This window comes from Shewanella sp. HL-SH2 (genome assembly GCF_051164935.1).
Taxonomy (GTDB): Bacteria; Pseudomonadota; Gammaproteobacteria; order Enterobacterales; family Shewanellaceae; genus Shewanella; species Shewanella glacialimarina.
Genome location: NZ_CP195035.1, coordinates 2555913 through 2582033, shown reverse-complemented (window position 1 = coordinate 2582033; position 26121 = coordinate 2555913). Strand labels below are relative to the sequence as shown.

At 41.1% G+C, this 26121-nt stretch carries 17 protein-coding genes, 2 tRNA genes and 1 pseudogene; 12 read left to right on the top strand and 8 right to left on the bottom strand.

The annotated features are described in order from the left end of the window. The first annotated feature begins 354 nt into the window (after positions 1–354). From ACRWP9_RS11155 to ACRWP9_RS11130, 6 genes and pseudogenes are all read left to right on the top strand, one after another. Positions 355–1422: an efflux RND transporter periplasmic adaptor subunit gene (locus ACRWP9_RS11155; protein ID WP_434926075.1), complete on the top strand. Its 1068-nt coding sequence runs from the start codon at positions 355–357 to the stop codon at positions 1420–1422. 12 nt (positions 1423–1434) lie between these two features. Further along, positions 1435–4686, top strand: coding sequence for an efflux RND transporter permease subunit (locus ACRWP9_RS11150; RefSeq protein WP_434926074.1), 3252 nt, complete (start codon positions 1435–1437; stop codon positions 4684–4686). Further along, complete coding sequence (locus tag ACRWP9_RS11145; protein WP_434926073.1) at positions 4683–7748, top strand: efflux RND transporter permease subunit; 3066 nt, start codon at positions 4683–4685, stop codon at positions 7746–7748. The genes ACRWP9_RS11150 and ACRWP9_RS11145 overlap by 4 nt, the downstream gene beginning before the upstream one ends. Before the next feature lie 47 nt (positions 7749–7795). Then, positions 7796–8692 (top strand): MBL fold metallo-hydrolase, encoded by an 897-nt coding sequence (locus ACRWP9_RS11140; protein ID WP_434926072.1) that lies wholly within the window; start codon positions 7796–7798, stop codon positions 8690–8692. Positions 8693–9087: 395 nt separating this feature from the next. Beyond that, positions 9088–9951 carry a delta-class carbonic anhydrase gene (locus ACRWP9_RS11135; RefSeq protein ID WP_434926071.1) on the top strand — a complete coding sequence of 288 codons (864 nt, stop codon included), beginning with the start codon at positions 9088–9090 and terminating at the stop codon, positions 9949–9951. 448 nt (positions 9952–10399) lie between these two features. Further along, positions 10400–10576, top strand: a pseudogene (locus ACRWP9_RS11130) (IS110 family transposase); the annotation flags it as partial. Between the two features lie 35 nt (positions 10577–10611). Here ACRWP9_RS11130 and ACRWP9_RS11125 read toward each other — a convergent pair. Next, positions 10612–11232, bottom strand: coding sequence for a hypothetical protein (locus ACRWP9_RS11125; RefSeq protein ID WP_434926070.1), 621 nt, complete (start codon positions 11230–11232; stop codon positions 10612–10614). Positions 11233–11323: 91 nt separating this feature from the next. Continuing rightward, positions 11324–11623, bottom strand: a complete 300-nt coding sequence (locus ACRWP9_RS11120; RefSeq protein WP_434926069.1) for a hypothetical protein — start codon at positions 11621–11623, stop codon at positions 11324–11326. 330 nt (positions 11624–11953) lie between these two features. Between ACRWP9_RS11120 and ACRWP9_RS11115 the strand changes: the two genes are divergently transcribed. Then, positions 11954–12169, top strand: coding sequence for a phage integrase N-terminal SAM-like domain-containing protein (locus ACRWP9_RS11115; protein ID WP_434926068.1), 216 nt, complete (start codon positions 11954–11956; stop codon positions 12167–12169). Between the two features lie 1036 nt (positions 12170–13205). Here ACRWP9_RS11115 and ACRWP9_RS11110 read toward each other — a convergent pair. Then, positions 13206–13409: a hypothetical protein gene (locus tag ACRWP9_RS11110; RefSeq protein ID WP_434926067.1), complete on the bottom strand. Its 204-nt coding sequence runs from the start codon at positions 13407–13409 to the stop codon at positions 13206–13208. On the opposite strand from ACRWP9_RS11110, the gene ACRWP9_RS11105 reads away from it, so the two are divergent. After that, the gene (locus ACRWP9_RS11105) at positions 13393–14718 is read left to right on the top strand and encodes a hypothetical protein (RefSeq protein ID WP_434926066.1); all 1326 of its coding nucleotides are present in this window, start codon (positions 13393–13395) and stop codon (positions 14716–14718) included. The genes ACRWP9_RS11110 and ACRWP9_RS11105 overlap by 17 nt on opposite strands. 392 nt (positions 14719–15110) lie before the next feature. Here ACRWP9_RS11105 and ACRWP9_RS11100 read toward each other — a convergent pair. The 3 genes from ACRWP9_RS11100 to ACRWP9_RS11090 form a co-directional block, all read right to left on the bottom strand. Further along, a tRNA-Leu gene (locus ACRWP9_RS11100) sits at positions 15111–15196 on the bottom strand. 41 nt (positions 15197–15237) lie between these two features. Continuing rightward, a tRNA-Gly gene (locus ACRWP9_RS11095) sits at positions 15238–15313 on the bottom strand. A 257-nt stretch (positions 15314–15570) separates the two neighbouring features. Beyond that, entirely contained in the window at positions 15571–17010 is a 1440-nt protein-coding gene (locus ACRWP9_RS11090; RefSeq protein WP_434926065.1) for a glyceraldehyde-3-phosphate dehydrogenase, read from the bottom strand. A 203-nt stretch (positions 17011–17213) separates the two neighbouring features. Between ACRWP9_RS11090 and ACRWP9_RS11085 the strand changes: the two genes are divergently transcribed. From ACRWP9_RS11085 to ACRWP9_RS11070, 4 genes are all read left to right on the top strand, one after another. Next, positions 17214–18050, top strand: a complete 837-nt coding sequence (locus tag ACRWP9_RS11085) for a DUF2989 domain-containing protein (RefSeq protein ID WP_434926064.1) — start codon at positions 17214–17216, stop codon at positions 18048–18050. A 192-nt stretch (positions 18051–18242) separates the two neighbouring features. Next, positions 18243–19253, top strand: coding sequence for a type I glyceraldehyde-3-phosphate dehydrogenase (gap, locus tag ACRWP9_RS11080; RefSeq protein ID WP_226415926.1), 1011 nt, complete (start codon positions 18243–18245; stop codon positions 19251–19253). Positions 19254–19686: 433 nt separating this feature from the next. Further along, the gene (locus ACRWP9_RS11075) at positions 19687–22143 is read left to right on the top strand and encodes a M1 family metallopeptidase (protein ID WP_434926063.1); all 2457 of its coding nucleotides are present in this window, start codon (positions 19687–19689) and stop codon (positions 22141–22143) included. Further along, positions 22143–22658 (top strand): DUF6702 family protein, encoded by a 516-nt coding sequence (locus ACRWP9_RS11070; RefSeq protein WP_434926062.1) that lies wholly within the window; start codon positions 22143–22145, stop codon positions 22656–22658. Before ACRWP9_RS11075 ends, ACRWP9_RS11070 begins: the two co-directional genes overlap by 1 nt. Before the next feature lie 68 nt (positions 22659–22726). Here the strand turns inward: ACRWP9_RS11070 and dauA are convergent, their stop codons facing one another. Continuing rightward, the gene (dauA, locus tag ACRWP9_RS11065; RefSeq protein ID WP_434926061.1) at positions 22727–24454 is read right to left on the bottom strand and encodes a C4-dicarboxylic acid transporter DauA; all 1728 of its coding nucleotides are present in this window, start codon (positions 24452–24454) and stop codon (positions 22727–22729) included. A gap of 287 nt (positions 24455–24741) precedes the next feature. Beyond that, on the bottom strand, positions 24742–26067 hold the full coding sequence (locus ACRWP9_RS11060) for an IS4 family transposase (RefSeq protein ID WP_434926060.1): 1326 nt from the start codon (positions 26065–26067) through the stop codon (positions 24742–24744). Positions 26068–26121: the final 54 nt, after the last annotated feature.

The following is a 26121-nucleotide window of genomic DNA, read 5'->3' as shown; positions in this document are numbered from 1 at the left end:
TTGATAAAGTCGCTATTATAGTCACTAGCTGATTTATAATATTGAACCTCACACCGATCATTATTAGTACATTAAGTCAAACTTAACAAATGTTAGTTATTCTCACCAATTATTTAACATTATAACTAGCTCTATAAATTCAACGAAGTCACCCGCAAACAAAATTTACGCTAAGCCTTTGTAAGTAAACTATTTATTATTTTGGCACAATTAATGCTTTCAACGTTCATAAACTTATTATTAATTGTTACAAAAGTCAGCGTGACGGCAGCATTTATTGGCGTAGTCTTATTCTTAAGCTACCGCTAAATAATCGCAAGGTAGCACTTGGCTTCACTATAAAGGCAGGTACCCATGGACAGGTTTCAATCCGTTAAAAAAGTTGTTATTCCTTTTTGTTGTTTAGTAATGTTAGCTGGTTGTACAGGAGATGAAGAGCAAGTAAAAGAAGAAGAAAAATTTGCTGTTCCAGTAGAAACAACCTTTGTTGAACAAGGTGATGTGTCTTCGTTTTACAGTACCACTGCAACCTTAGAAGCCCCACAAGAAGCCCATGTGATGACCCGTATTTCTGGCTTGATAAATACTATCAATGTTGAAGAAGGCGACCGGGTAATTAAAGGCCAGGTTTTAGCGGTTATTGATGCAAAACGCCAACAGTATGACTTCAATCGCTCTCAGGCTGAAGTTCAAATCATTGAGCAAGAATTAAATCGTCTGCGCAAAATGGATAATAAAGAGTTCATTAGCCAAGATACCATGGCAAAATTAGAGTTTAACCTGCAAGCAGCTGTCGCCCAGCGAGACCTTGCTGAACTACAGGTGCAAGAAAGCCGTATTGTCTCCCCCATTGACGGTGTCGTCGCTAAGCGTCATGTAAAGCAAGGTAATACCGTTAAAGAGTTTGATGAACTTTTCTATGTTGTAAACCAAGACCAATTATACGGCATTGTCCACCTACCAGAGCAGCAACTACCTAGTTTACGATTAGGACAACATGCCAGTGTTCGTCAAAATCAACACACTACCGACATAATAGATGCTACCGTGCTGCGTATTAGCCCCATAGTTGATGCCCAAAGCGGTACCTTTAAAGTCACCTTAAATGTACCCAACAACAGTGGCCAATTAAAAGCAGGCATGTTTACCCGGGTTGAAATTAAATACGACACCCATAACAACGTCATTACCGTGCCTTATAACGCCTTAATTAATCAAGATGACACTCAAGCAATCTATGTCATTAAAGACACTGTTGCTGAACGTCGTGAAGTTAGCTTAGGCTATCGCCAAGATAATACTATTGAGATTACCTCTGGGGTGATATTAGGCGAGCAAATCGTTATCCGTGGTCAGCAAAACTTAAAAGATCAATCACTGGTCGAAGTGATAAATCCTCTAAACGTAGCTGCTATCAAATAACGGAGCGAGCCCATGTCAATCATTAATACTGCTGTCAACCGTCCAGTGACGGTGTGGATGTTCATGCTTGCGGTAATGTTATTTGGTATGGTCGGCTTTAGTCGACTTGCGGTAATGTTACTGCCAGATCTTAGTTATCCCAGTGTCACTATTCGTACCGCCTATGATGGCGCTGCGCCAGTTGAAATTGAACAACTCGTGTCTAAACCCATTGAAGAAGCCGTTGGCGTTGTTAAAGGCTTACGTAAAATCAGCTCTATTTCACGCTCAGGTATGTCAGATGTTGTCCTAGAGTTCGAATGGGGCAGCAATATGGACATGGCCAGTCTTGAGGTGCGTGAAAAACTGGACACCATTGAACTGCCATTGGACATCAATAAACCATTGTTATTAAGGTTTAATCCTAATCTAGACCCCATCATGCGTTTAGCTTTTTCTGTACCCGATGCGTCAGATAAAAATTTAAAACAAATGCGCACCTTTGCCGAAGAGGAATTAAAACGCCGCTTAGAAGCGCTATCAGGGGTGGCAGCGGTAAGATTGTCTGGCGGGCTTGAACAAGAAGTACATATTCTTCTTAACCAACAAAAACTTAGCCAATTAAACTTAAATGCCGATGATATTAAACAAAGAATCAATCAAGAAAATATCAATTTGTCTGCGGGTAAAGTGATTCAAAGTGACAAAGAGTATCTAGTTAGAACCTTAAACCAGTTTAATTCACTAGAAGAACTGGGCAATGTCATCATCTACCGTAATGATCAAACCCTAGTGCGTCTCAATGAAGTGGCTGAAATTAGTGATGCCTATAAAGAGCGCAGTGATGTCACTCGTATTGGTGACGTCGAATCTATCGAACTCGCCATTTACAAAGAAGGTGATGCTAATACAGTTACCGTTGCTAAAAAGCTCCAAGCTGAGCTGGCTTTAATCAACAAAGCTGATGAAAACAAGCAACTGAATATTATTTATGACCAGTCAGAATTTATTGAAAGCGCGGTAAATGAGGTTACTTCATCGGCATTAATCGGCAGTGTGCTTGCCATGTTGGTCATTTACCTATTCTTGCGCAATATCGTCGCCACCCTGATCATTTCTATCTCTATCCCGTTCTCGGTCATTGCCACCTTTAATATGATGTATTTTGCTGATATCAGTCTCAATATCATGTCGTTAGGCGGTATTGCTCTCGCTATCGGGCTGTTAGTTGATAACGCCATTGTGGTGTTAGAAAATATTGACCGCTATCAATCGCAAGGTATGAGTAAAATTGAAGCGGCGGTTACTGGGTGTAAAGAAGTTTCAGGCGCAATATTTGCTTCCACATTAACGACATTAGCCGTATTTGTGCCGTTAGTGTTTGTCGATGGCATAGCAGGGGCATTATTCGCCGATCAAGCGCTCACTGTCACCTTTGCTTTGTTAGCTTCATTGTTTATTGCGTTAACAGCCATTCCAATGCTGGCTTCTCGCCAAGGGTTTAAAAGCTTACCTGCACCAACTGAAACACCCATCAAAACTATCCCACAGTCTAAACTAGGTAAAACCGGCTATTACACTCTTGCAGTTATATCTTGGCCATTCAAGTTGTTGTTTAGCTATATACCTGCAGGTTTATTAACCTTCGGCTTATTGGCTATCCGCTTTTTCAGTTGGTTAATTGGCTTAGTCATGCGCCCACTCGCCAGTGCGTTCAATTATGTTTATGACGCCTTAGCTAAAGTGTATGACGGTTTACTGAATAAAGTACTCAAACAAAAAGGGCTTACACTACTGATTGCCCTTGGTATTACTTTAGGCGCAGGAGGTTTATTACCTAAACTGGGCATGGAACTTATTCCACCAATGAATCAAGGTGAGTTCTATGTAGAGCTATTATTACCACCAGGAACCGAGGTCAGTGAAACAGACAAAGTATTACAGCAGTTAGCCTTAAGCATTAACGATAACCCAGATGTAAAACACACTTTCAGCCAGGCTGGCAGTGGCGGATTAATGACATCAGATACCGCCAGAGGTGGTGAAAACTGGGGACGTTTACAGGTTGTACTGGCCAATCCTAGTGCATTTGACGCTGTGGCTCATATTTTAAGACAAGTCGCTAAAAAAATACCCGAATTAGACGCTAAAATTGAACAACCTGAGTTATTCAGTTTCAAAACACCCTTAGAAATTGAATTGTCTGGCTATGATTTAGCACAGTTAAAGCGAAGCGCCGACACTTTAGTGAGCGCGTTAAGCCAATCAGCCCGCTTTACCGATGTCAATACCACGCTACGTGATGGTCAACCTGAAATCAGTATTCAGTTTGATCACCAAAGGCTCGCCGCCTTAGGTATGGATGCGCCTACGGTAGCAAGTCGTATTGCGCAACGTGTTGGTGGAACCGTTGCCAGCCAGTACACAGTGCGCGATCGTAAGGTGGATATTTTAGTCCGCAGCGAACTGTCAGAGCGCGATCAGATAAGTGATATTGACTCACTCATCATCAACCCTAACAGTGACCAACCTATTCCACTTAGCGCAGTTGCAGACATTAAATTACAGGTTGGCCCATCTGCGATTAACCGTATTAGTCAGCAACGTGTTGCTATTGTGTCAGCAAACTTAGGTTTTGGTGATTTAAGCGATGCAGTGGTAGAAGCTAAACAGATTTTAAGCCAACAACAATTCCCCTCTTCCATTCAGTCCTCTTTTGGTGGCCAAAATGAAGAAATGGAACATTCATTTAGCTCATTGAAAATAGCCCTAGTGTTAGCAATATTTTTAGTCTATCTGGTCATGGCCAGTCAATTTGAATCATTGCTACATCCATTATTGATTTTAATTGCCGTTCCTATGGCGGTTGCCGGCAGTATTTTAGGCTTATTCATCACCAACACCCATTTAAGTATCGTGGTGTTTATTGGACTGATTATGTTAGCCGGTATCGTAGTCAATAACGCGATTGTATTAGTGGATAGAATTAACCAATTACGTCGGGAAGGAATAGAAAAAATCAGCGCCATTGAACAAGCGGCTAAATCACGTTTGCGCCCTATTTTAATGACAACATTAACCACAGCGCTGGGGTTATTACCTATGGCGATTGGTATGGGCGATGGCAGCGAAGTACGAGCACCGATGGCGATTACGGTTATCTTTGGTTTACTGGTTTCAACATTACTGACTTTGTTGGTGATCCCTTGTTTATATGCCCTGTTTGACCAGAAGTCTTATGCCACAGAGTCAGAGCAGGCAGCATCAGCAGAGGCAACGGTATGAACCTGACCAAACTAGCGTTAAAACGCCCTGTCACCACCAGCATGTTCTTTGTCGCTATTATGCTATTTGGTATGGCGGCAAGCAGAATGTTGCCGTTAGAAATGTTCCCTGGCATCGACATTCCTCAAATCATGGTGCAAGTGCCTTATAAAGGTTCAAGCCCAGCTGAAGTAGAACGCGATATTACCAAAGTACTTGAAGAAGCCTTAGCCACCATGGGCGGCATTGAAGAGTTGCACTCTGACTCCACCCAGGATGGTGCTTATATTCAAATGAATATGAAATGGGGAGAAGCTGTTGCCACTAAAAGCTTAGAAGTACGTGAGAAAATTGACTCGGTTAGGCACCTTTTACCCAAAGATGTTGAACGGGTGATGATCCAGCAATTCTCTACCGCCGATATGCCGGTGCTCACCATCAGGATATCCAGCGAACGTGAACTATCTAACGCCTTTGATTTACTCGACAAACAACTTCGCAAACCCCTTGAAAGAGTTGAGGGTGTATCAAAGGTCACTTTATACGGCGTTGAACAAAAGCAAATTGATATACGAGTTAATGCCGACAAATTAGTTGCCAGTGGTATCAGTAATCAACAACTGCAGACCAGCTTATCAGCACAAAATTTTGTCATCAACGCTGGCACATTAAGAAGCAATGGCAATGTGTTTCAAGTATCGCCTAAGGGTGAGTTTACCAGTTTAGATGATATCACCCGCTTAGTGCTTATTCCTGGTATCACGTTAGGCGACATCGCTACAGTTAAATTTGCCTTACCAGAAAAAATTGAAGGTCGTCATTTAGACCAAAAATACGCCGTGGGTATCGACGTGTTTAAAGAATCAGGGGCTAATTTAGTCGAAGTATCTGATCGGGTCATGAAGGTCATTGAAAAAACCAAACAAGATAAGCAATTCAATGGCGTTAAGTTGTTTATTATGGAAGATCAGGCCTTTGGCGTTAAATCTTCATTACAAGATTTACTGTTATCCGGTTTATTGGGAGCCCTATTATCTTTTGGCGTACTGTATTTATTCTTACGCAATTTAAAGATGACGTTAGTGGTGGTCTCTTCTGTGCCTATTTCACTTTGTATGACCTTAGCTGGAATGTACTTTTTTGGATATAGCCTCAATATTTTATCCATGATGGGATTATTGCTCGCCGTGGGTATGCTTATTGATAATGCGGTAGTAGTGACTGAGAGTGTGTTACAAGAAAAACAAGCCGGACATATAGATGATACTCAGCAAACTAAAGCCAATGAGCGTGCTGTGTTAACAGGGGTAGATAAAGTCTCCCTTGCGGTGTTAGCGGGTACATTGACCACAGCCATTGTATTTTTACCTAATATCTTTGGCGTTAAAGTGCAGCTAACTATTTTCCTTGAACATGTAGCCATTGCAATTTGTATATCATTAGCGGCATCGCTATTAGTGGCGAAAACACTTATCCCGTTAATGCTGAACAGCTTCCACTTCGATATTAAGACAGATGATAAGCAAGGTAAAATGGCGGCATTTTATCAGCGCAGTTTATCTTGGGTATTAACTAGACCTAAGCGTTCTGGGGTTATTGCCGTACTTATTTTAGCTTCAACAGCCTTGCCACTTAGTATGGTTCAGCAAGACCAAAATGACGGCGAAGGCAATGACCGTCTTTATATTAACTATCAGCTAGAGGGACGTCACGCACTTAGGGTAACCGAAGCGCTTGTCAGTGAAATGGAGGCTTACTTATATGCCAATAAAGAGAAATTTTTTATTGATGCCGTATACAGTTACTATGCCCCACATGACGCACAATCCACCATTATTTTGCAAAAAGACATCCCTATTGACACCTCTGAACTGAAAAAAATGATCAGAGAAGGGTTTCCCAAATTCTCAATCGCTACCCCACAATTTGGTTGGGGCAATGAGCAAAATGGTATTCGTGTCACTCTAACGGGTCGCTCAACTTCAGAACTGATTAACTTAAGTAATCAAGTGGTGCCTTTACTCAACGGAATAGAAGGATTAGTCGACGTCCGCTCTGAAGTGAATAGTGCCCAGCAAGAAGTGGTGGTGATAATCGATAGAGAAATGGCCGCAAGACTTGATGTAAAACTAAGTGAAGTGGCGTCAAGTATTGCACTAGCATTAAGAGGAACACCACTGAGGTCATTTAGGCACGACCCATCTGGTGAGCTACGAATTGAACTGGCCTACGATAAGCTATGGCAGTATTCCCTTGAGCAGTTAAAGCAGTTACCTGTGTTACGACAACAGGACAGGGTTTACACCTTAGACAGCCTTGCACAAATAAAAATTGTGCCTCGTTTTGACAGTATCAAACATTATAATCGCCAAACGGCTTTATCTATTGGAGCCAATCTAGATAAGTTAACCACTGAAGAAGCCCAGGAAAAAATCACTCACATTATGGATTCGGTTAATTTCCCCTACGGATACAGTTATTCATTGCGGGGCGGATTTGAGCGCCAAGATGAAGATCAAAACATCATGGCGGTTAATATGATATTAGCTATCATAATGATTTATATCGTTATGGCGGCATTATTTGAATCATTGTTATTGCCGACAGCAATTATCACCTCTATTTTATTTTCAATTACCGGAGTGTTTTGGGCCTTATGGTTTACCGCAACGCCTATGTCTGTTATGTCCATGATAGGGATCCTTATTTTAATGGGGATCGTAGTGAATAATGGCATTGTGTTAGTAGACCAAATTAATCAAATGACACCCGCGCTGGATAAGCTGTCGGATACTATATTAAGTGTCTGTAGCACCCGTTTACGCCCAGTACTGATGACAGTGGCCACAACGGTATTAGGTTTAGTGCCATTGGCCATGGGGGATACCCAAATTGGCGGTGGCGGCCCCCCTTATTCACCTATGGCAATAGCTATTATAGGCGGGTTAACCTTTTCCACTGTCACCAGTTTGTACCTTGTGCCATTGTGTTATCAAGCGCTATATAGAGTTCGCCATAACGCGGCCATTAGATTAGGTCTAGCTGACAAATTTGCCAAAAAGCTGCTACCTTGGACTCGGTAGCTATAATGTGTAAATGATATTTTAATAGACTATGTTAAGGAAAAATTATGCCGTTAAGTGCTTTAAACCAACAAACAAAGCGTAAACCGATCGCCAACTTACTTGCGCTAACAGTGCTGGCAAGTATGACGCTTAGCGGTCAGAGCTTTGCTGATGACAAATTTAAAGATGTCACTATTACCTCAAAGCAGCTCACCGATACCACCTTTATGTTCACAGGTTCCGGTGGCAATATTGGCGTATCGGCTGGCACTGACGGCATATTGATTATTGATGACCAATTTGCCCCGCTGGCAGAAAAAATAACCGCATCGCTTAATAATATTCAGCCCGGTGTACCTAAATATATCGTCAACACCCACTACCACGGCGACCATACTGGCGGTAATGCTCACTTTGGTGAAAAAGGCACTATATTAGCTCACCATAATGTCTTAAAGCGTTTAGCTTCAGATAGCAATACTCCCAAAGGTGCCCTTCCTGTCATCACATACACTGACAGTATCTCGATACATTTCAATCAAGATACCCTCGATGTGATCCATTTAGGCCCAGGACACACAGATGGAGATAGCGTTGTTCATTGGCAAAAAGCCAATGTTATCCATATGGGCGATTTATACTTTAAAGATAGATTCCCCTATATTGACCTAGACGGTGGTGGCTCTGTTGTAGGCTATCGCGATAATGTCGCTATCATATTAGATAGAATTGATGACAAAACTCAAATCATTCCAGGCCACGGTGATTTAGCCAATAAAACCGAATTACTCAAGTTTAAACATATGCTTGATGACAGCATTAACTGGATGAAATCGGAAAAAACCCAAGGTAAAACCTTAGCCCAGATAAAAAAGATGGGCGTACCTAAAGCATACCAAGATTGGAGTTGGGCATTTATCAATGGCGATAAGTGGATAGAGACACTTTACAATGACTTGTAAAGTAATATACAACAGTCACTTAAAAAGTGACTGTGATAAAAATGGGTAACTAACCCAATAGATAAAAATGGCTAACACAACTGTTAGCCATTTTTATTCAGGTAATATTTATAGTCGGTTTTAATAGGTTTACATCTCACACAAAAACATACCCTACTGTAAATAAAAAATATAGCCTGAAAACCCTAAGGTATTCGCCTAGCGATGCATCAAAAACACTCACATTTAATACACATTTAAGCTTGCTTAAGTACATTACCGCTAACGCAAATCCTACCGTGTCGTAAATTTATCTTAATCATACTTGTACGGCTTTTTTGCCCCCCTATAAATTTGACTACGCTAAAAGCTGTCCTATTCTTTATCAAAAATGCTATTCCCTAAAAGGAAATCAAATGAAACATATATTGATGCTGGCTATTGCCTCGGCAACCTTAACCACCAGCGTGTCAGCAAAAGACAACAATACAGAGCACAATGTCGCCGTATCAGATAAGACCATTGCTGCGCAGCGTGCAGAACTGGCAGAAAATACCGCTGGAAAAGGTTTCGGCCCTCAATCACCTCGTGATATTAATTCTTTGGTCGGCAACAATAAGATTATTTTCAGCCAAGCTCCGGCCTACACCCAAATGAATTTATGTAATATTCATTTTCATAAAAATGCCGAACACTCTGGCGGTGAATTTACTACCTATGCGGGTAACGGTGACGGTAAAGGTTACTCAACAGGCTTTAAATACTCAGGTAGCATCAGTAAAAAAGACTTATTACCGGTTAAGCAAGCTATTTGCCCAAGTGAACACGGTAATCTAATACCTGGCGATACCATTGAATTGCACTATGTGCATTCCACAGCTCAAGTGAGCCCAGGCCCAACTTTAGGTGCTTGTTTAAGTGAGTCGGTTAACAATCCACAGTTGAGAGTTGAAACGCAAGTTTTTGTATTAGTGAATAATGCAAAGGCATTAGATTTTGGTCAACTTACCCAGTTAGGCCAAAGCAATGGCTATCACCAGGCACTAAATATTCCATCAAATACAGGTAATGCGATTCAATATGCCGGCTCGACAACAGGCCCTGGATATAATGAACAAGGCTCACCGCTTCAAGTATCGTGGAGTGTTCGTCCAAAAGTGGCTCAGGTGAATATCGCCACTGTGGGTAAATGGTGTGAAAGTAATGTGTTCAATGAAGATCATGCCCATGGCGTAAGAAATCTAGTGACGAATCTTGAGTTATTGTCAGCTGGTCAATAATTTTTAACTTATTAATTTATTAATCAGTAACAGTGGCTATCTGGTCACTGTTACATATCTCCTGCTCAAAAACATTAAACAGCCTTCATTCTACGGCTATCAAACTTTTGAACAAAAGCGGGTTGGAAGGTTTCATTTTAATAAAAATTTAATCAGATCCAATTAAATCCTCATAGGTTTGAGATTGACTACAGGTACAGATGATCCAACGAGACGCCGCAAGCACGTCCATGTGGGCTCAACCAAAACATCCTTGTTTTGGATACTCGCTGGCTCATCTGCACCCGCATTATTATCTCTTCGATTTAGCGTCAGTGATGGCTGCGGCAACACTAGAGTTAACTTGTTACTGGACAGAAATGACTTAGTGCAAAGGGTCTAAAGGTAGGTCGTGGGATTAGTAAATGTGGGGGAATTAAGTAAAGTTTACACTGACCCCACATAATTTTATATGGCCATGATGTCAGCGATACAATCTAACCCTGTTTTTAAAGAGACTTATCAGCGGTTAGTTGCGGCAGGAAAACCAAAGAAAGTGGCTATTATTGCCTGTATTAGAAAGATGGTTGTGATCTTAAATTCGATGTTAAGAGATGGTGTTTTATGGGAAGCGCCAAAAGCATAAAATTAACTATTGACGCCATAGTCTCTTGTTAGCCCTTAGTGATGAGAAACAAGATACCAATTATTTTCAATATGTTTTATTTCGGTTGAATCAGTTTCATTTAAATCACTATACTTTTCGGGTGACCCCCCCTCAGGAACATATAGATAGCCTGAATAATTATCCATTATTCCTCTAAAAGTGAAGAAGAAAACATAAGTTAAACTTTCATGATTTTCTATGACAATATCATTACCACCGCGAGACAACCCTCGATAATTTTCGCCTAAGTGAATCAAAGAAGAGTTATGATCAACATTTGGTTTTAGTTGACCATTTAATACCTCAGTAACTACTACGTCTCGTTTTTCTTTATTTATAGCGTAATCCACTTTTAGCCATAACATGGTAAATGGAACATAAATTACCAATAGAAACACTGCGACCTGAATACCTATTGGCGCAAAAGTCTTTTTACCAATAGCTTTGAATTTTAATAAACAAGTTAAACTCGATATTATACAACCTATAAAAAGTAACCAAACAGCCCCAGACAAAGGCATCATAAGAAAAACAGTTATGATTTCCACGAGTGACCATTGAAATGCAGATAGTAAAATCAGTAAAAGTGAGCTAATAACAGCAAGATTGAATCTCCATTTTATTTCGCTAAACACGATACTACTCCATGAGGGCTAACGCTTTTGTAAGGGGCGCGCGTTGTTTGCGCGTCCCAGCCCAACTTGTTGGGCGAACTTCACAAACTTGTTAGCAGTACTCACTAACAAGGCCGTACTGCTTAAGAAATATTTCAACTAGAAAATTTAGCTCTGCATTTCTGGGTTCAGGATTCACTAGCTCAATGCTTTGTAGCTTGCCTTCGTCCATATATCGCAGAGTTAAACTGTAGTGGCCGTTACACCAAAGTGAGCTGTCAGAAGTGAAATTGTGATAATCCCAAGAACCGCCGACATCAGTAACTTTTAGAGTGTTCCAGATCAGCCTTTCTATTTCCTTGGCATCTTTAAAATCTGACCAATGGCATTTAGGGAATACGGAAATCTTCAAGTGCCCACCTTGTACTGCTAACAGCTTATTGAACGGCTCGACCGATAAAGCCGCCCGTTTAAGTTATTGATTAAGATCATCCTACATTTCCTATGTCTTTGAAGTAAAGCAATTTAATGACTCTTACACTCAAATATAAAACTAAAATTGCGCGTTAAAAGTGTCTGCGCCAAATGTAAAAAAATAAACCAAGCAAGATCAATATATTAGAGCAGCCCTATTTTTCTCGACATAGTCCTTTAGACTGCTTTTTGTTCACTTATTATTGTTATTCCGTCAAAACCCATTATAACTGTATATAAATACAGTACAGGTAACATAAAGGGGGAAATGATGGCAGGAACTGGATATTTAGAAGCGATTAGACAACAAATTAGAGTAAGGCATTACAGCTACCAAACTGAAAAGTCATACCTTTATTGGAACCGTTATTTTATAAGATATTTTCAGTTTACTGCTGCAAAGCATATTTTACCTACGCACATTGAACAGTTTTTATGTTTTCTAGCAAACGAACGGCGAGTGTCTAGCAGTACGCAACAGTAAATTAGTAAATTAGTTGGGTCAGGGTAAACATTTTAGGGGAGTTAATAGGCAAATGTTATTGAATGGTTTGTCTTCCGTAAATGGCGCACTCGATGATAGTGTTCGAGGTGACCCTACTTTGTCCTTAAGTTTTCATACTCTAATCTACTTTATAGCATTAATTCAATGTTTTAATACAAGTCATATTGGTCCGATTAAGTCAATTCGTGACTTCAATCTAATCAATTGCATGCCGCAAGTTCTTATGCAGATGATATTTTCGCCTCTTCGATTTAACTTCATTTGTAACAATTCTATAAGAAAAGCTGGGATGTCCGTTTTGAATTGAGGTCATCGAGACTCTTTATTCCGAGAACCCGTGAGCTTGGCATGGATGCCACGCTAGCTTTCGTTGGGCCAGGGACGGCTCATCGGAAGCGTTAGGATATTTTTTATATTAGGTGACAATGGCCGAAGCCGGATACAGATGAAGTTGAAAGCTGGATCGATCCCCATCGAAAATTATGCGCTTTTCAGCATTTTTCGTCAGGGGCAGCAGGGCCTAATTCTTTAATAAAGAGTATAGAGGGTATTGCTGTTGATACCCTTTTGGTCTGGTGTGGGTGAAGCGCCACGACGTTAGTGGCCGCAGGCCATATTTCCAAACAAAGCTTGGGGCAAAAACGTATTACAACATTTCTTTATTTTGAACAAAAGAGCGCTAGTAATTATCAGACGTTAATAAACGGACGTGTGGTGCTGCAACCAAATTAATATTATTTACCCAACCAATTGTGTCTATTTTGTTGCAAAAAAGATGATGTAGTATTTATTTTCAGTTACTTAGCGAGTAGAATATTCCTGCATTAGGCTTAAAGAGCCAGGGATGGTCGGTAAAGTATTTACAGGGCAGTTAAAGATACTTCACGCTTGTTTAATCCGCTTCCCGCCCGGTCCCAACTCAAAAAAGCTTAACCCTTTGATTAAAAATATTAAAAAATATAACCTGACTCTCTTGGTTTAGCCATTAGATCAACATAATAATGTAGTAAGGATATTACATGACCTTAGTTCCAAATAAGTGGCTAGTACCCGTCGCGATAGGTATAACGTTATCGTTAACGGCTTGAGGTGGTAGCTCAAATTCAGCCGATACTGAAGTAATTTCACCACCACCACCACCACCACCTCCACCTCCACCGCCACCTCCACCGCCGCCTCCACCGCCGCCGGTGACTGTAGGCTTGTCTGGTAAGGTCATTGACGGTTATGTATCTGGTGCAACTGTGTGGTTAGATATCAATGGCAACAGTATTTTTGATGTAGATAGCGAGCCATCTGCAATATCTGGTGCAGCGGGTGAATATGCGTTTGAGTTCACTCCAGAACATGCTGAATGTGTCCCATATTCAACTATGTATGTGGATGTGCCTGTAGGTGCGATTGATGAAGATACAGGCCCTGTCACAGAGGCTTATCAGATGGCATTGCCACCTTCTATTACCCCGCTAACAGATGATGAAATCCGTCATATATCACCACTAACATCACTATTATGGGAGCAAATTTCTGCCAAGCTAAAGGCAGCTCAACAGCCTATTTTAAGCTGTGAGAATTTAAAAAATAATGTTCAGCTCACAAATGACCTGCAAAATGAAATTCGATTAGTAATGATATACTTAGTGACTCATTATAATCTTTCTGAAGCACAAATTTTTGCTGATTTTATCGCCGATAATAATACTCAAGCCTATGAAATAGCCCAAGCTATCGTTATAGGGTTAAAGGCCTCTTTTGGTCATAAAGCGAATATACAAGCACAATATCCTGACGCTGTAGAAATTCGAGTCATTATTTATCAAGATAAAAATAAGGATGAAAAATATCAATTCGACAATGCTTGGTACCGAGAGACTTTTGTCAGCCTATCAGACGGTTGGATACTGAACATTGTTAAAATGGAACAAGACTTATTTGAAGTCGATATTATCTTGTCTGACGTAGTTGCCCACAATAGTAGTTGGGGAGATCAAACATTCGCGGGGAAATTACAGTTCCGTAAAGATGCTTACTACGATATAGAGCGTGGATATAATTGCTCGGCTTCTGAACAGATCACCTTTAAAAAAGATAATATTGAGTATCAATTAACTAACATCCCTAAATTTAATTCTGTTAATGCAATGTCTGAGTGCACGCAAAATCTTGAGGTTCCTCTAGATCGCATGCATACGGTGTCGTTTTCCGAAAATGGCATGGACTACTTTGCTGAATTTATTTTCCGTGAGGCGGATCCTGAATTTGCGTCATTGCCTGACTGGATAAATATGAAGGATAAGGCTCAACAGCTTAATGCTACCGAACTTATCGAGCATTTATCTATTCTGCCAAAGGGCTGGGATGAGCACGTGTCGATTGGCACTTACCATTGGCGTAAACGGATGAATAACAGCATGGTGCAAATTGATAAGAATAGTTTAGGTGAATGGACTAAAGCCACGCGTCAGGACGACGGTACGATGATTAATGAATGCAGCACAGATGGAGAAATCTGGACTGGCTGTAATTAATATTCTCTAAAACAATTCTACCCTGGTTGTCATGTTAACAATAATGCCTTTACTATTAAGTGAAGGCATTATTTTATCTAACCTAAACCACCTTTTAAAAGCTGTGCAGCCATAGCAACTCGTCTTTTTCACACATTAACGATTCTTTTTAGGGTAAAAACAACCAAACTAAATATTTTATACGCTTGAGACATCTTCAGGCAGAGAGTGTCTAATCATCACTGCCTATGATATTCCTCAGGCGGCTAAAGTATAAATTTTTGGTGAATGGAATTTACATTACAAAGGCATAGACATAAAAAGATATAGACATAAAAAAAGCCCCGACATAATGTCGAGGCTTTTTTATCCATCACTCTTTTTTAACTTTGCAATTAAAAAGAGTCTAATAATGGTACCCGAGGCCAGACTTGAACTGGCACGCTTATTCAGCGAGGGATTTTAAATCCCTTGTGTCTACCGATTCCACCACTCGGGCAAACTGTTGTTTAAACTGTATTGTACAGTACAAACTCAATTTGGAGCGACATATCGGGTTCGAACCGATGACCTATACCTTGGCAAGGTATCGCTCTACCAACTGAGCTAATGTCGCTGAATCTTTATCGCATCTGGAAATACTTTACATAAACTGTATAAGTTCCCCTGAGTGCGGGTTCGCATTCTACCGTTTTCACTTTCAGAGTCAACCAATAAAATAACAATTATTGGTTATTTTGAGTTAACTGCTGAATAAACGTTCATCACTGTTTAAAAGTTAACAGATAGACCTAAAAATAGAAAAAGTACCCTAAGGTACTTTTTCTAAATATCCATTCCCTGCTCGTTAAACGACAGCAGGAACTGAGTTATCTATTGGCTATTTGGTAAAGATAAGGTGGTTAATCCAAGCATTTTTTGCATAACACCAACAACTTGACAGCTATAACCAAACTCGTTGTCATACCAAACGTATAAAATCGCACGTTTTCCTTCAGCAATAGTCGCTTGAGAATCAATCACACCGGCATAACGTGAACCAACTAAGTCACTTGATACAATTTCTGTCGATTCTGTAAAATCAATTTGATTCTGCAATTCAGACAGTAAAGCCATATCTTTTAAGTATTCATTTAAGTCATGACGGTTAGTTTCAGCATTTAAATTGACACTAATTATCGCCATAGACACGTTAGGCGTTGGGACGCGGATCGCATTACCGGTTAATTTACCTTCTAATGCAGGTAGCGCCTTAGAAACAGCTTTAGCGGCACCGGTTTCTGTGATCACCATATTAAGTGGTGCACTACGACCACGACGATCGGCGCTATGATAGTTATCAATTAGATTTTGATCATTGGTGTAAGAGTGAATTGTTTCCACGTGACCATTTTCAATTCCGTATTTATCGTTTAATGCTTTAAGCACAGGCGTTATCGCATTGGTAGTACAACTGGCCGCAGAGACAATGGTGTCTTCTGGCAGAATATCATTATCATTAACACCATGAACGATGTTCTTGATTGCGCCACTCGCTGGTGCGGTTAATAAGACTTTTGCCGCGCCAGGACTCTTAAGATGTAAGCCAAGACCTGCTTCGTCTTTCCAAATACCGGTATTATCAACAATTAAAGCATCTTTAATACCGTATTGAGTGTAATCAACTTGATCTGGTGAATTAGCATAGATAATTTGAATATAGGTACCATTAGCAATAATGGCATTATTTTCTTCATCAACTTCTACCGAACCATTAAAAGGACCGTGTACTGAATCGCGACGCAGTAAACTTGCACGCTTCTCTAGATCACCCTTCTTACCACCACGTAACACAATGGCACGTAAGCATAGTTTATTACTTTTACCTGTACGTTCTATTAATAAACGCGCGAGTAAACGACCAATACGTCCAAAACCGTATAACACCACATCACGTGCTGGTGTATCATCGCCATAGTTCATTCCCGCTGCGAGTTCAGTCGCCATATAAGCTTCTATTTGGCTAGCATCGCTATGGTCACGCCAATAATTGACGGCTAATTTACCAATATCGACTTTACACTGCTTGACAGCAAGCTTGCTAAGAGCTTGAATAAATGGGAAGCTTTCACGTAGTCGTAATTTATCACCTACATGACGACGAACCAAACGGTGAGACTTGATGATTTCAATGGTTGATGCGTTTAATAATGGCTTGCCGTATACCACAACTTCGACACCTTGGTTACGATATAACTTACCAAGTAAAGGTTGCATGGCCTCTGCCATTTCAAAACGTTCTTGCCAGCTTTGTAGATGTTTATCTGCGCTCATGTAGGGTTCCTTTATCTCACTTTTCTTTAAATAGTTTTAGAAAGGTTTGAGTAACAAAAAGAAAAGACCAATAATTAGTGTATTGATGGGGAGTCATCCCCACTAGGTCGGCGTCATTGTAATGAAATCGGCTGCATTTCGCCAGTAACTAATTTTCGCTAAACCTGTAATTTTATTAGACAATTACTCGCCAGGAGCCTCTTTTGAAGCAAAATCTAGTAATAATTACATCATTTAGTTTTTTTATAGGTTTTTTAGGCCTTTTGGGCTGTGAAAATGACCGAAACAGCGACATCATTTGTAAAAATAATCCTGAAATTTGTGCCGATTTACACCAAGATAGTTGGTGTCGATTTGAAAAAGCCGACCTAATCCGCCATAGACTACAATTAAAGCAAACCGAAAATCCGACTGGTCTGCAACTTTATCAACAACTCATTCATCTGGAAAACTACAGTAATTGTGTCGAATTAGCCGCTGGAGTTCAGCACATATTAAATCCGCAGCGAACCCAAGAACGTGCAAGAGCCTTTGCTGTTAGCACTCAAACACTGAGTGAATTACGTGACTATACCAAGGACAATCCAGATATTTACTTAGCTTATTACCGTTGGATACGATTTAACGATAAACCATCACAGGATATCGTTATCAAACATTATCAAAATGGCGCAATTGACGATCCAGAAATACTCAGTCAATTAGCAGCTTATTTTGTTCGTGTATCTCCAATGGATGCTAAACGGATATACCGCTTTTTATTTACCACCGTTGCCGCTGAACAATTTAATCCAGACTGGTTGTTAGGTTTGGCCAGTGTTTTTCAGCAACAACAAAATTTTGAATACGTATATTTGTTTACCAAGGCCAATTCGTTAATGACTGATAATCAAATTGATCAAAAGCAACTCAACGGATTAGTCAATGGTAATACTGAATTAGCGACAGTTTTAGATACACAAGCGCAAGCCTTAATCATCGACATAAAAAGCGCTAATTTTGCCAATTCAATCAGTGCTCAGTTATTAGAAGATAAATAAGATATGCATGAACACTTTCAATTTCCTGTCTAAAAAAGCCACCAAATGCACAAAATGGATAAAAATTACGAAATTTTTAGGTCTAAAAGCGCTTTTTAGACCGATTTAGCTTGACGAAAGCCGTCAATTTGGTAATTTTACAACCAGGCGATTTATATGCCACCTAATTTATTTTCAATTGAGGGATATGAGATGACTATCCGTGTTGCAATTAACGGCTACGGCCGTATCGGTAGAAATGTTTTACGTGCACTTTATGAAAGCGAAAAAGACTACCCAATCGAAATCGTTGCGTTAAACGATTTAGGTGATGCGTCAATTAATGCTCACTTAACTAAGTACGATACCGTACATGGTCGTTTTAACGCCAAAGTTGATCATGACGAAGAAGCTATCTACGTTAATGGTGACAAAATTTTAACTTTCCAAGAACGTGACCCGTCAAAGTTACCTTGGGCTGAGTTAAAAATTGATGTTGTGTTTGAATGTACTGGTATTTTCACGTCAAAAGAATCAGTTCAATCACACCTTACTGCTGGTGCAAAGAAAGTGCTTATTTCTGCGCCGGGTAAGAATGTTGATGCTACCGTGGTTTACGGCGTAAACAACGAAGTATTAACTGCTGACATGACTGTGGTTTCAAACGCATCTTGTACTACTAACTGTTTAGCACCTATTGCTAAGCCGTTAAATGATGAATTAGGTATTGAGTCAGGTTTAATGACCACTATCCATTCCTACACTAACGATCAACGTTTATCTGATGTGTATCACACAGATTTACGTCGTGCTCGTGCTGCTGCAATGTCAATGATCCCAACTCAAACAGGTGCAGCTGCTGCTGTTGGTTTAGTGGTTCCTGAGCTTCAAGGCAAATTTGATGGTTTAGCGGTTCGTGTACCTACCATCAACGTGTCTTTAGTTGATTTAACATTCTTAGCATCTCGTGACACCACGGTAGAAGAAGTTAATGCCATCATTACCCGCGCTTCACTAAAGGCGCCAATGTCTGAAGTGTTAGCGATTAATGTTGAGCCATTAGTGTCTATCGACTTTAACCACAACCCTTTCTCTTCTAATTTCGACGCAACACAAACACGTGTTAACGGCCGTTTAGTGAAAGTGATGTCATGGTATGACAATGAATGGGGTTTCAGTAACCGCATGTTAGACAACGCTGTTGCACTAATGAACGCGAAGTAATCTACTTTTAGATTAGCTTATTGAATTTAGTTCAGCTCAGAAGCCTCGCATTTATGCGGGGCTTTTTGTTGTTTGTGGCAAAAAGCTTATTACAACCAAAGTGGTAAACTAAATCAATTAGCAACTAAACAAACGGTGCTATTTATTACCTGCTAATAATATATTCTGAGTTGATACCCTGAAAGCATTCAGCAATTTTTTTCAATCTGAAGACAACTATATCTAGAAACAAACTACAGATGTAAACCATAAGCGGCTACAAACATTTTTACCGATATCTGGTCAAACAGCATTACCATCAAAGAATGCAAAGTTTGGTAACATTATTCAACTGCATATTCATTTCAATTTAGTTACACTTCGCCAACAAAAACACAACAAATCATCATTTTGGGATTATTGACATCAGCTTGCTGACGTCAAAGGAGTATTTATGCGCGTGTATCGTCAGCTGCTGTTACTGGCATTAACCAGTTCAGTTATTATTACCAGTTCGGCTTCTGAAATTGTCCAAAGCAAAGGTCATTTTGTAGACAAGTTTCGTCAACTTGAAGAGAGCCTCCCAACACCAAACGATTACCGCAATGCTGCTGGCGAACCAGGTAAAGACTACTGGCAACAACAAGTTGATTATAAAATCGATGTCACTCTGGATGAAAAAAAGCGTCGCATTCAAGGCAAGCAAGTGATTACTTATCACAACAACTCACCGTATACGCTCAAATATCTATGGTTACAGCTAGAACAAAATCGTTTTAAATCAGATTCGATATCTGAACGCAGCGCCGCATTTAATGGCGTGGATGGAAGCGTTAGTGCCAACAACACTTATGGTGATAATGCCTTTGCCAAAATCAGTTTAGGTGATCTTCGTCGCCAACAATTTTTAGCTGATAATAACTTGGGTTATCAAATAACGGCGGTTACTGACACTAATAATAAGCCTGTAAAATACACTATTGTCGGCGCCCAAATGCGTGTCGATTTACCCACCCCGTTAAGCCACAATAAATCGACACAATTACGCATCAATTATGGCTATAACATTTTAGAAGAAGACGCCGTGGGTGCACGTTCTGGATATGAGCACTTCCCAGACGACAAACGTGAAGGCGGTAATGACATCTTCTTATTGGCGCAGTGGTTTCCGCGAGTTGCCAGCTATTCCGACTACGAAGCGTGGCACAATAAAGAGTTTTTAGGCAGCGGCGAGTTTACCCTAGAGTTTGGAAATTACGATGTCAGTATGACCGTTCCCAGCGACCATATTGTTACGGCCACTGGCGTATTACAAAACAGCAAAAAGGTGTTATCACCTGAACAACTTAAACGTTTAGATAAAGCTAAAACCGCCAAAAAGCCTGTATTTATTGTCTCGGAAGACGAGGCCATTATTAACGAATCAAGCACAGCTAAAGGTAATAAGACCTGGCATTTTAAAGCTGAAAACGTACGCGACTTTGCTTGGGCATCTTCACGTAAATTTATTTGGGATGCACAAGGTTATCAACAAAAAGGCAGCCAGAATCCACAAGTAATGGCGATGTCGTTTTATCCTAAAGAAGGTGGCGAGTTGTGGCAGCGTTATTCAACTGCATCGGTTATTCACACCCTTGAAGTCTATTCACGTTTTACCTTCGATTATCCCTACCCTGCAGCCATTAGTGTAAACGGCCCTGTTGGCGGCATGGAATACCCGATGATCAGCTTTAATGGTCCACGCACCATTTGGCACGACGATGAAAGCCGTACTTATACCTTGTCGGAAAAACAATTCTTAATCGGCGTGGTGATCCACGAAGTCGGCCATAACTATTTCCCAATGATTGTGAACTCAGATGAGCGCCAATGGACGTGGATGGACGAAGGTTTAAATAGCTTTTTAGACGGCATAGCCACCCGAGAATGGGACCCATCGCTACCGTGGGGGCGTGAGCCAAGTGACGTGATTGAGTACATGAAGTCTAATGTGCAAGTACCGGTGATGACGCAATCAGACAGTGTGTTGCAACTGGGCCCAAACGCCTATATTAAACCCGCTGTAGCACTGAATATTTTACGTGAAGTGGTATTGGGCCGTGAGCTATTCGATTTTGCCTTTCAAGAATACAGCCGTCGCTGGATGAACAAGCGACCTACTCCAAGCGACTTTTTCCGCACCATGGAAGAAGCCTCTGGCGTCGACTTAGATTGGTTTTTCCGTGGTTGGTTTTACACCACGGACCATGTTGATATCTCGCTAGAACGCATTTATAAACTTCGCTTAGACAGCAATAATCCTGATATTGATTTTGATCGTCGTCGCCAAGATTATAAAGACAAACCCATGCCTTATTCGGTTGAGCGTAACCAACAAAGTGGTCTAAAAACCTGGGTTGAACTTAATCCAGATAATGTTGATTATCATGACCAATATGATCAATTTAGCGTGACCAATAAAGAGCGCAACAAGTACAACAAAAAACACGCCGAGCTAGACCCATGGGAGCAGCAAGCACTCGCACGTGCACTCAAAGAAGATAAAAATTATTACGTGTTTAACTTTGCCAATTTAGGTGGCTTAGTGATGCCAATTCTACTCGAACTCACATTTGAAAATGGTGAAACAGAGTCATTGGTGTTGCCAGCAGAAATTTGGCGCCGCTCACCGTTTGAAGTCAGTAAGCTCATTGTCACCGACAAAGACAAAATCTTAGTGTCTGCCGTGGTTGATCGTCGCGGCGAAACTGCCGATGTCGATATTGAAAACAACTATTACCCAAGACAAATTATTCCGTCACGCATTGAAGCCTTTAAAGAAGAGGAACGTAAGGGCAATAAGTATCGCGACATTATGCATGACAACAAAGAGGCCCTGAAAGAGCCTGAAATCAAAGTGAAGAAGAAATAATGCGCCTATCATTCTTTGTCGGAATAATCGCTGTCGGTTTGAGTTTTCTGGCGGGCAATGCCACAGCCCACCAGCAAAAAGAAGCTTACACCAGTATCATATTTAATCAGCGTAGCGGCATGTTAGAAGTCCAGCATCGGTTTTATTTACACGATGCTGAACACGCAGCCCAACAAGTAATCGATAAAAGTACCGATCTGATCGGCGATCCGGTTGGCCGTGAAGCATTTGCTTATTATGCTATTTCGACTTTTTCGATGCAGGATCAGCAGCAGCATCCGATCACGCTAACTTACGTTGGCACCGAGTTACAGGGCAAGTATTTGTGGGTTTATCAGGAAACGCCGATCACCACTAATATGGACGGTTTTTATCTTAAGATGACCGCCCTGCAAGAATTGTGGTCAGAGCAAACTAACCACATTAATGTTGAGCGAAATAAGCAAGTGACTTCAGCAAGGCTGCACATTGCAGACTCTTGGCAGTATATTGAAGTCGCTAAACCAGCCCAATAACTCACAAAGTATCATCGCAACTAGTTTATCGAAAACACCATACTGGTTTGTCAGCCTTTATGGTGTTTTTACGCTCCCGCCACCACATCATCCAGCGCACTAGCCAAGGTTGAATACGTCACGCACTGCACGCCGTCAGGCTTAAAGCCTGCTTTAGCTAAGGTTTTAAGTGGCTGAAATTGAAAATCTGCCAACAATACTCGAGTATTATCACGCTGACATTTATCAATAAACTTATACAGCGCCGAGACACCACCAGAATCTAAAAGCGATACCCCGTCAAAATACAATATCACCCCATCCTGGTCGCCACTCAAATGCGCCAACTCACCAAACACACTGTCGGCGGCAGCAAAAAATAATGGCCCATTAATTTTAAACACTTTCCAGCGTGGCGGTAACTCAACATGCACGTGCTTTTTCTGCTCGCTAATGTCTTGCACCTTGGTCATGTCGGCCACTTGTTTCATGAATAATAACGACGCCAAAATGATCCCAGCACTGATCGCAATCACCATGTCAAAAAATATGGTCAGTAACAAGCACACCATCAACACCAGTATTTCACTGGCAGGGGCTTTTTTAACAAGATGGACAATCTTAGGCGCTTCACTCATGTTCCATGCCACCATAGTAAGCAGCGCCGACATGCCCGCCATGGGGATATAAGCTAAAACAGTGCTGAGCGATAATAAAGACACTAACACCACCAGCGCATGGATCATGGCCGCGATTGGGCTTACCGCCCCCGACTTATAGTTAGCCGCCGAACGAGCAATGGCAGCGGTTGCGGTAATACCGCCAAAAAATGGCGCGATAATATTACCGATACCTTGACCAAGTAATTCGCTATTGGCGCTGTGTTTTTTACCTGACATGCCGTCTAACACCACTGCACACAGTAGCGATTCAATGGCGCCTAACATGGCGATAGCAAAGGCGGCAGACAATAGGTCACTGGCTAATAGCCAAGTGAGTACCAATGGCACTTCACCCGTTTGCGCGCGAAGCCAAGGCCATTCAAAATCGGGCAACATAGAGGGAATACCTGCACCGATAGAGCCATCGGCTAGGGTGAAACTGAACGTAGAACCAATGGTCGCCACATGAAAACCAAGTTGATTTAGTACCAGCGCTACTATACTCGCCACAATCACAGCAGGCAGATGTGCTGGCACAGCCAACTTGAGTTTTGGCCACAAAATAAACACCACTAAGGTGCTTAATCCCACCAGCAATGTTGGCCCAGAAAACCCAGGAATTTCTTGAACTAAGGTAGCTACTTTACCGACAAAACTTTCTGGCATCTCGGTAATAGTTAGACCAAAAAAGTCCTTAACTTGTAGCACTGCAATCACCACAGCAATACCACCCGTAAACCCTAAGGTGACTGATTCGGGAATATATTGGATATAACGCCCTAAGCGAAACAATGCCATGATAATCAGCATTAGTCCGGATAACAGGCTGGCCAGCAATAAACCAGACAGACCATATTGATGCACTATGGGATAGAGGATCACCACAAACGCGGCGGTAGGGCCAGACACGCTATAACGTGAGCCACCGGTGAGCGGAATAACAAACCCAGCAATAATGGCAGTATACAACCCGTATTGCGGTGCGACACCAATGGCAATAGCAAGCGCCATTGCTAATGGAATAGCAATAATGCCTACGGTTAAGCCGGCTAATAAATCTTTAGTGAATGTATTGGCATTATAGGGAGCGTCTTTTAAAGACTCTCGCAGTGCATGCCCGATACGAAGAGAAAATAAATGTGTGCGGTATTTCATTGCGGCGATCCCATAACCTGGTACGGCGTCAAGATACCCCTCATTATAGACCGATCACCTTACAGTACAATCGAATTAAATTATCACCTGATGATAACCTTATTATAGTAAGGTGATAATGGATGGTAACTCGAGTAGATCTGGTACCAATGTGGTTAATTTACCGTGTAAATACTCTCTGAATTATCTAACCTTTTCCTGGGTGAGTTCACTGTCATTATAATGAGCAGAGCTGTCAGCTTTACTGACTAAACAAAAAAGCCGACATGATGTCTAACACCATTCAGTTAAGAGTTTCTTCTCTTAACTGGATAGCGGGTTTTGTTAATTCGAACGGTCCTACTTTTGGGCCGTTTTCGTTTTTTGGGCAAGATAAATTGCTTAACGTTTTCCCTCATTGCTTTGAGCTTTTTAGGGATTGTTCCTGGCGAAGCAATTGCACACCACATCAACTCATCCTGTATATAGCGCATCGCCATTACAAAGCTAATCCGTAATGGTGACACTTCTGCCTCTTTAGCGATTTGGCTTATTTCAACTCGGATCAAGTTGTACGCTATCAGTAATCCCCAAATCTCCTGATAAATGCCTTCAACTGTCTGACTTCTTAATAAAATACTCTCATCAAGTTGATATTGCTTGATTTCTCCATAGCCATTTTCTATCTCCCAGCGTTCGAAATAGACATCTAATATATCTTGAGAGGAGTATTTGCTTCTATTGGTTAATGAACTCAGCACACCTGTAATATGATTGCCCTGGGATTTTTCTTGATAGGTCACTAGTCTCGCATGCCACTTTTCAGGTAGCTCTGGGTTCTTTTTTCTCGCTTGTGGTGATACTGGCATCTCAACTAGATAATCGTTGTCAGCGTATTGCTCGATGACTTCAAAGCGTGTATTACTTTTGAGTGGTGTAAGCCAATGACTATTCTGGTTGGCTCCCCACCAACTTGTCATAAGATCTGCACTAAAGTAACAACTATCAAAAATAGTGAGAGAATTAGCTGGAACTGATCCAATTAGCTCTCGAGCATAACTAATTTCCCCTTTACTACACGGACCAAATTTTACATTTCTTATCATACGACTTCGTAATGACATGAGTGCGCATAAGCGGGCTACTGGGTATACGGACTGCTTCCTATGCTGATTACTGATATAGCCAAAATGCTCTGAATTCTCGGTATTTTCTGCACATCGAAATGTCGTTCCATCAACAGAAAATAACTGAAGACCATGCCATGTATCTTGGCTGTCTTCCCTATGACACCAGTGTTTAGAAGTGATATCAAAAAGGGCTTTAAGGGGAGCGGCTGTCAGTCGCTGTCTGGCTTGCGGGATAGCACTTGGTGCAACGGTTTCTCCCAACTTATCAACTAACGTTAAGTCGAGCTTGGAGACGACTTCAGCGATGGAACGATTTCGGTAGAGGCCAATTCCAACGATGAGCCAAACGACTAATTCTGCTGGAAGTTTTCTGCGCCTAATACTTGCTTTGTTGGTTAGCTCCAAAGCTTGTTCAATCCATTCCAACGGCAATTCTTTTTGAAAGATAGATAGTTCTTCGGGGGCGACAAGTAATTCAGTATCAATAAGCCAGTTAGACAACATAAAAAATGACTCCGTTCAAAAGAAGGAGCCATTTTCGTAGGATCATTTTTGCTG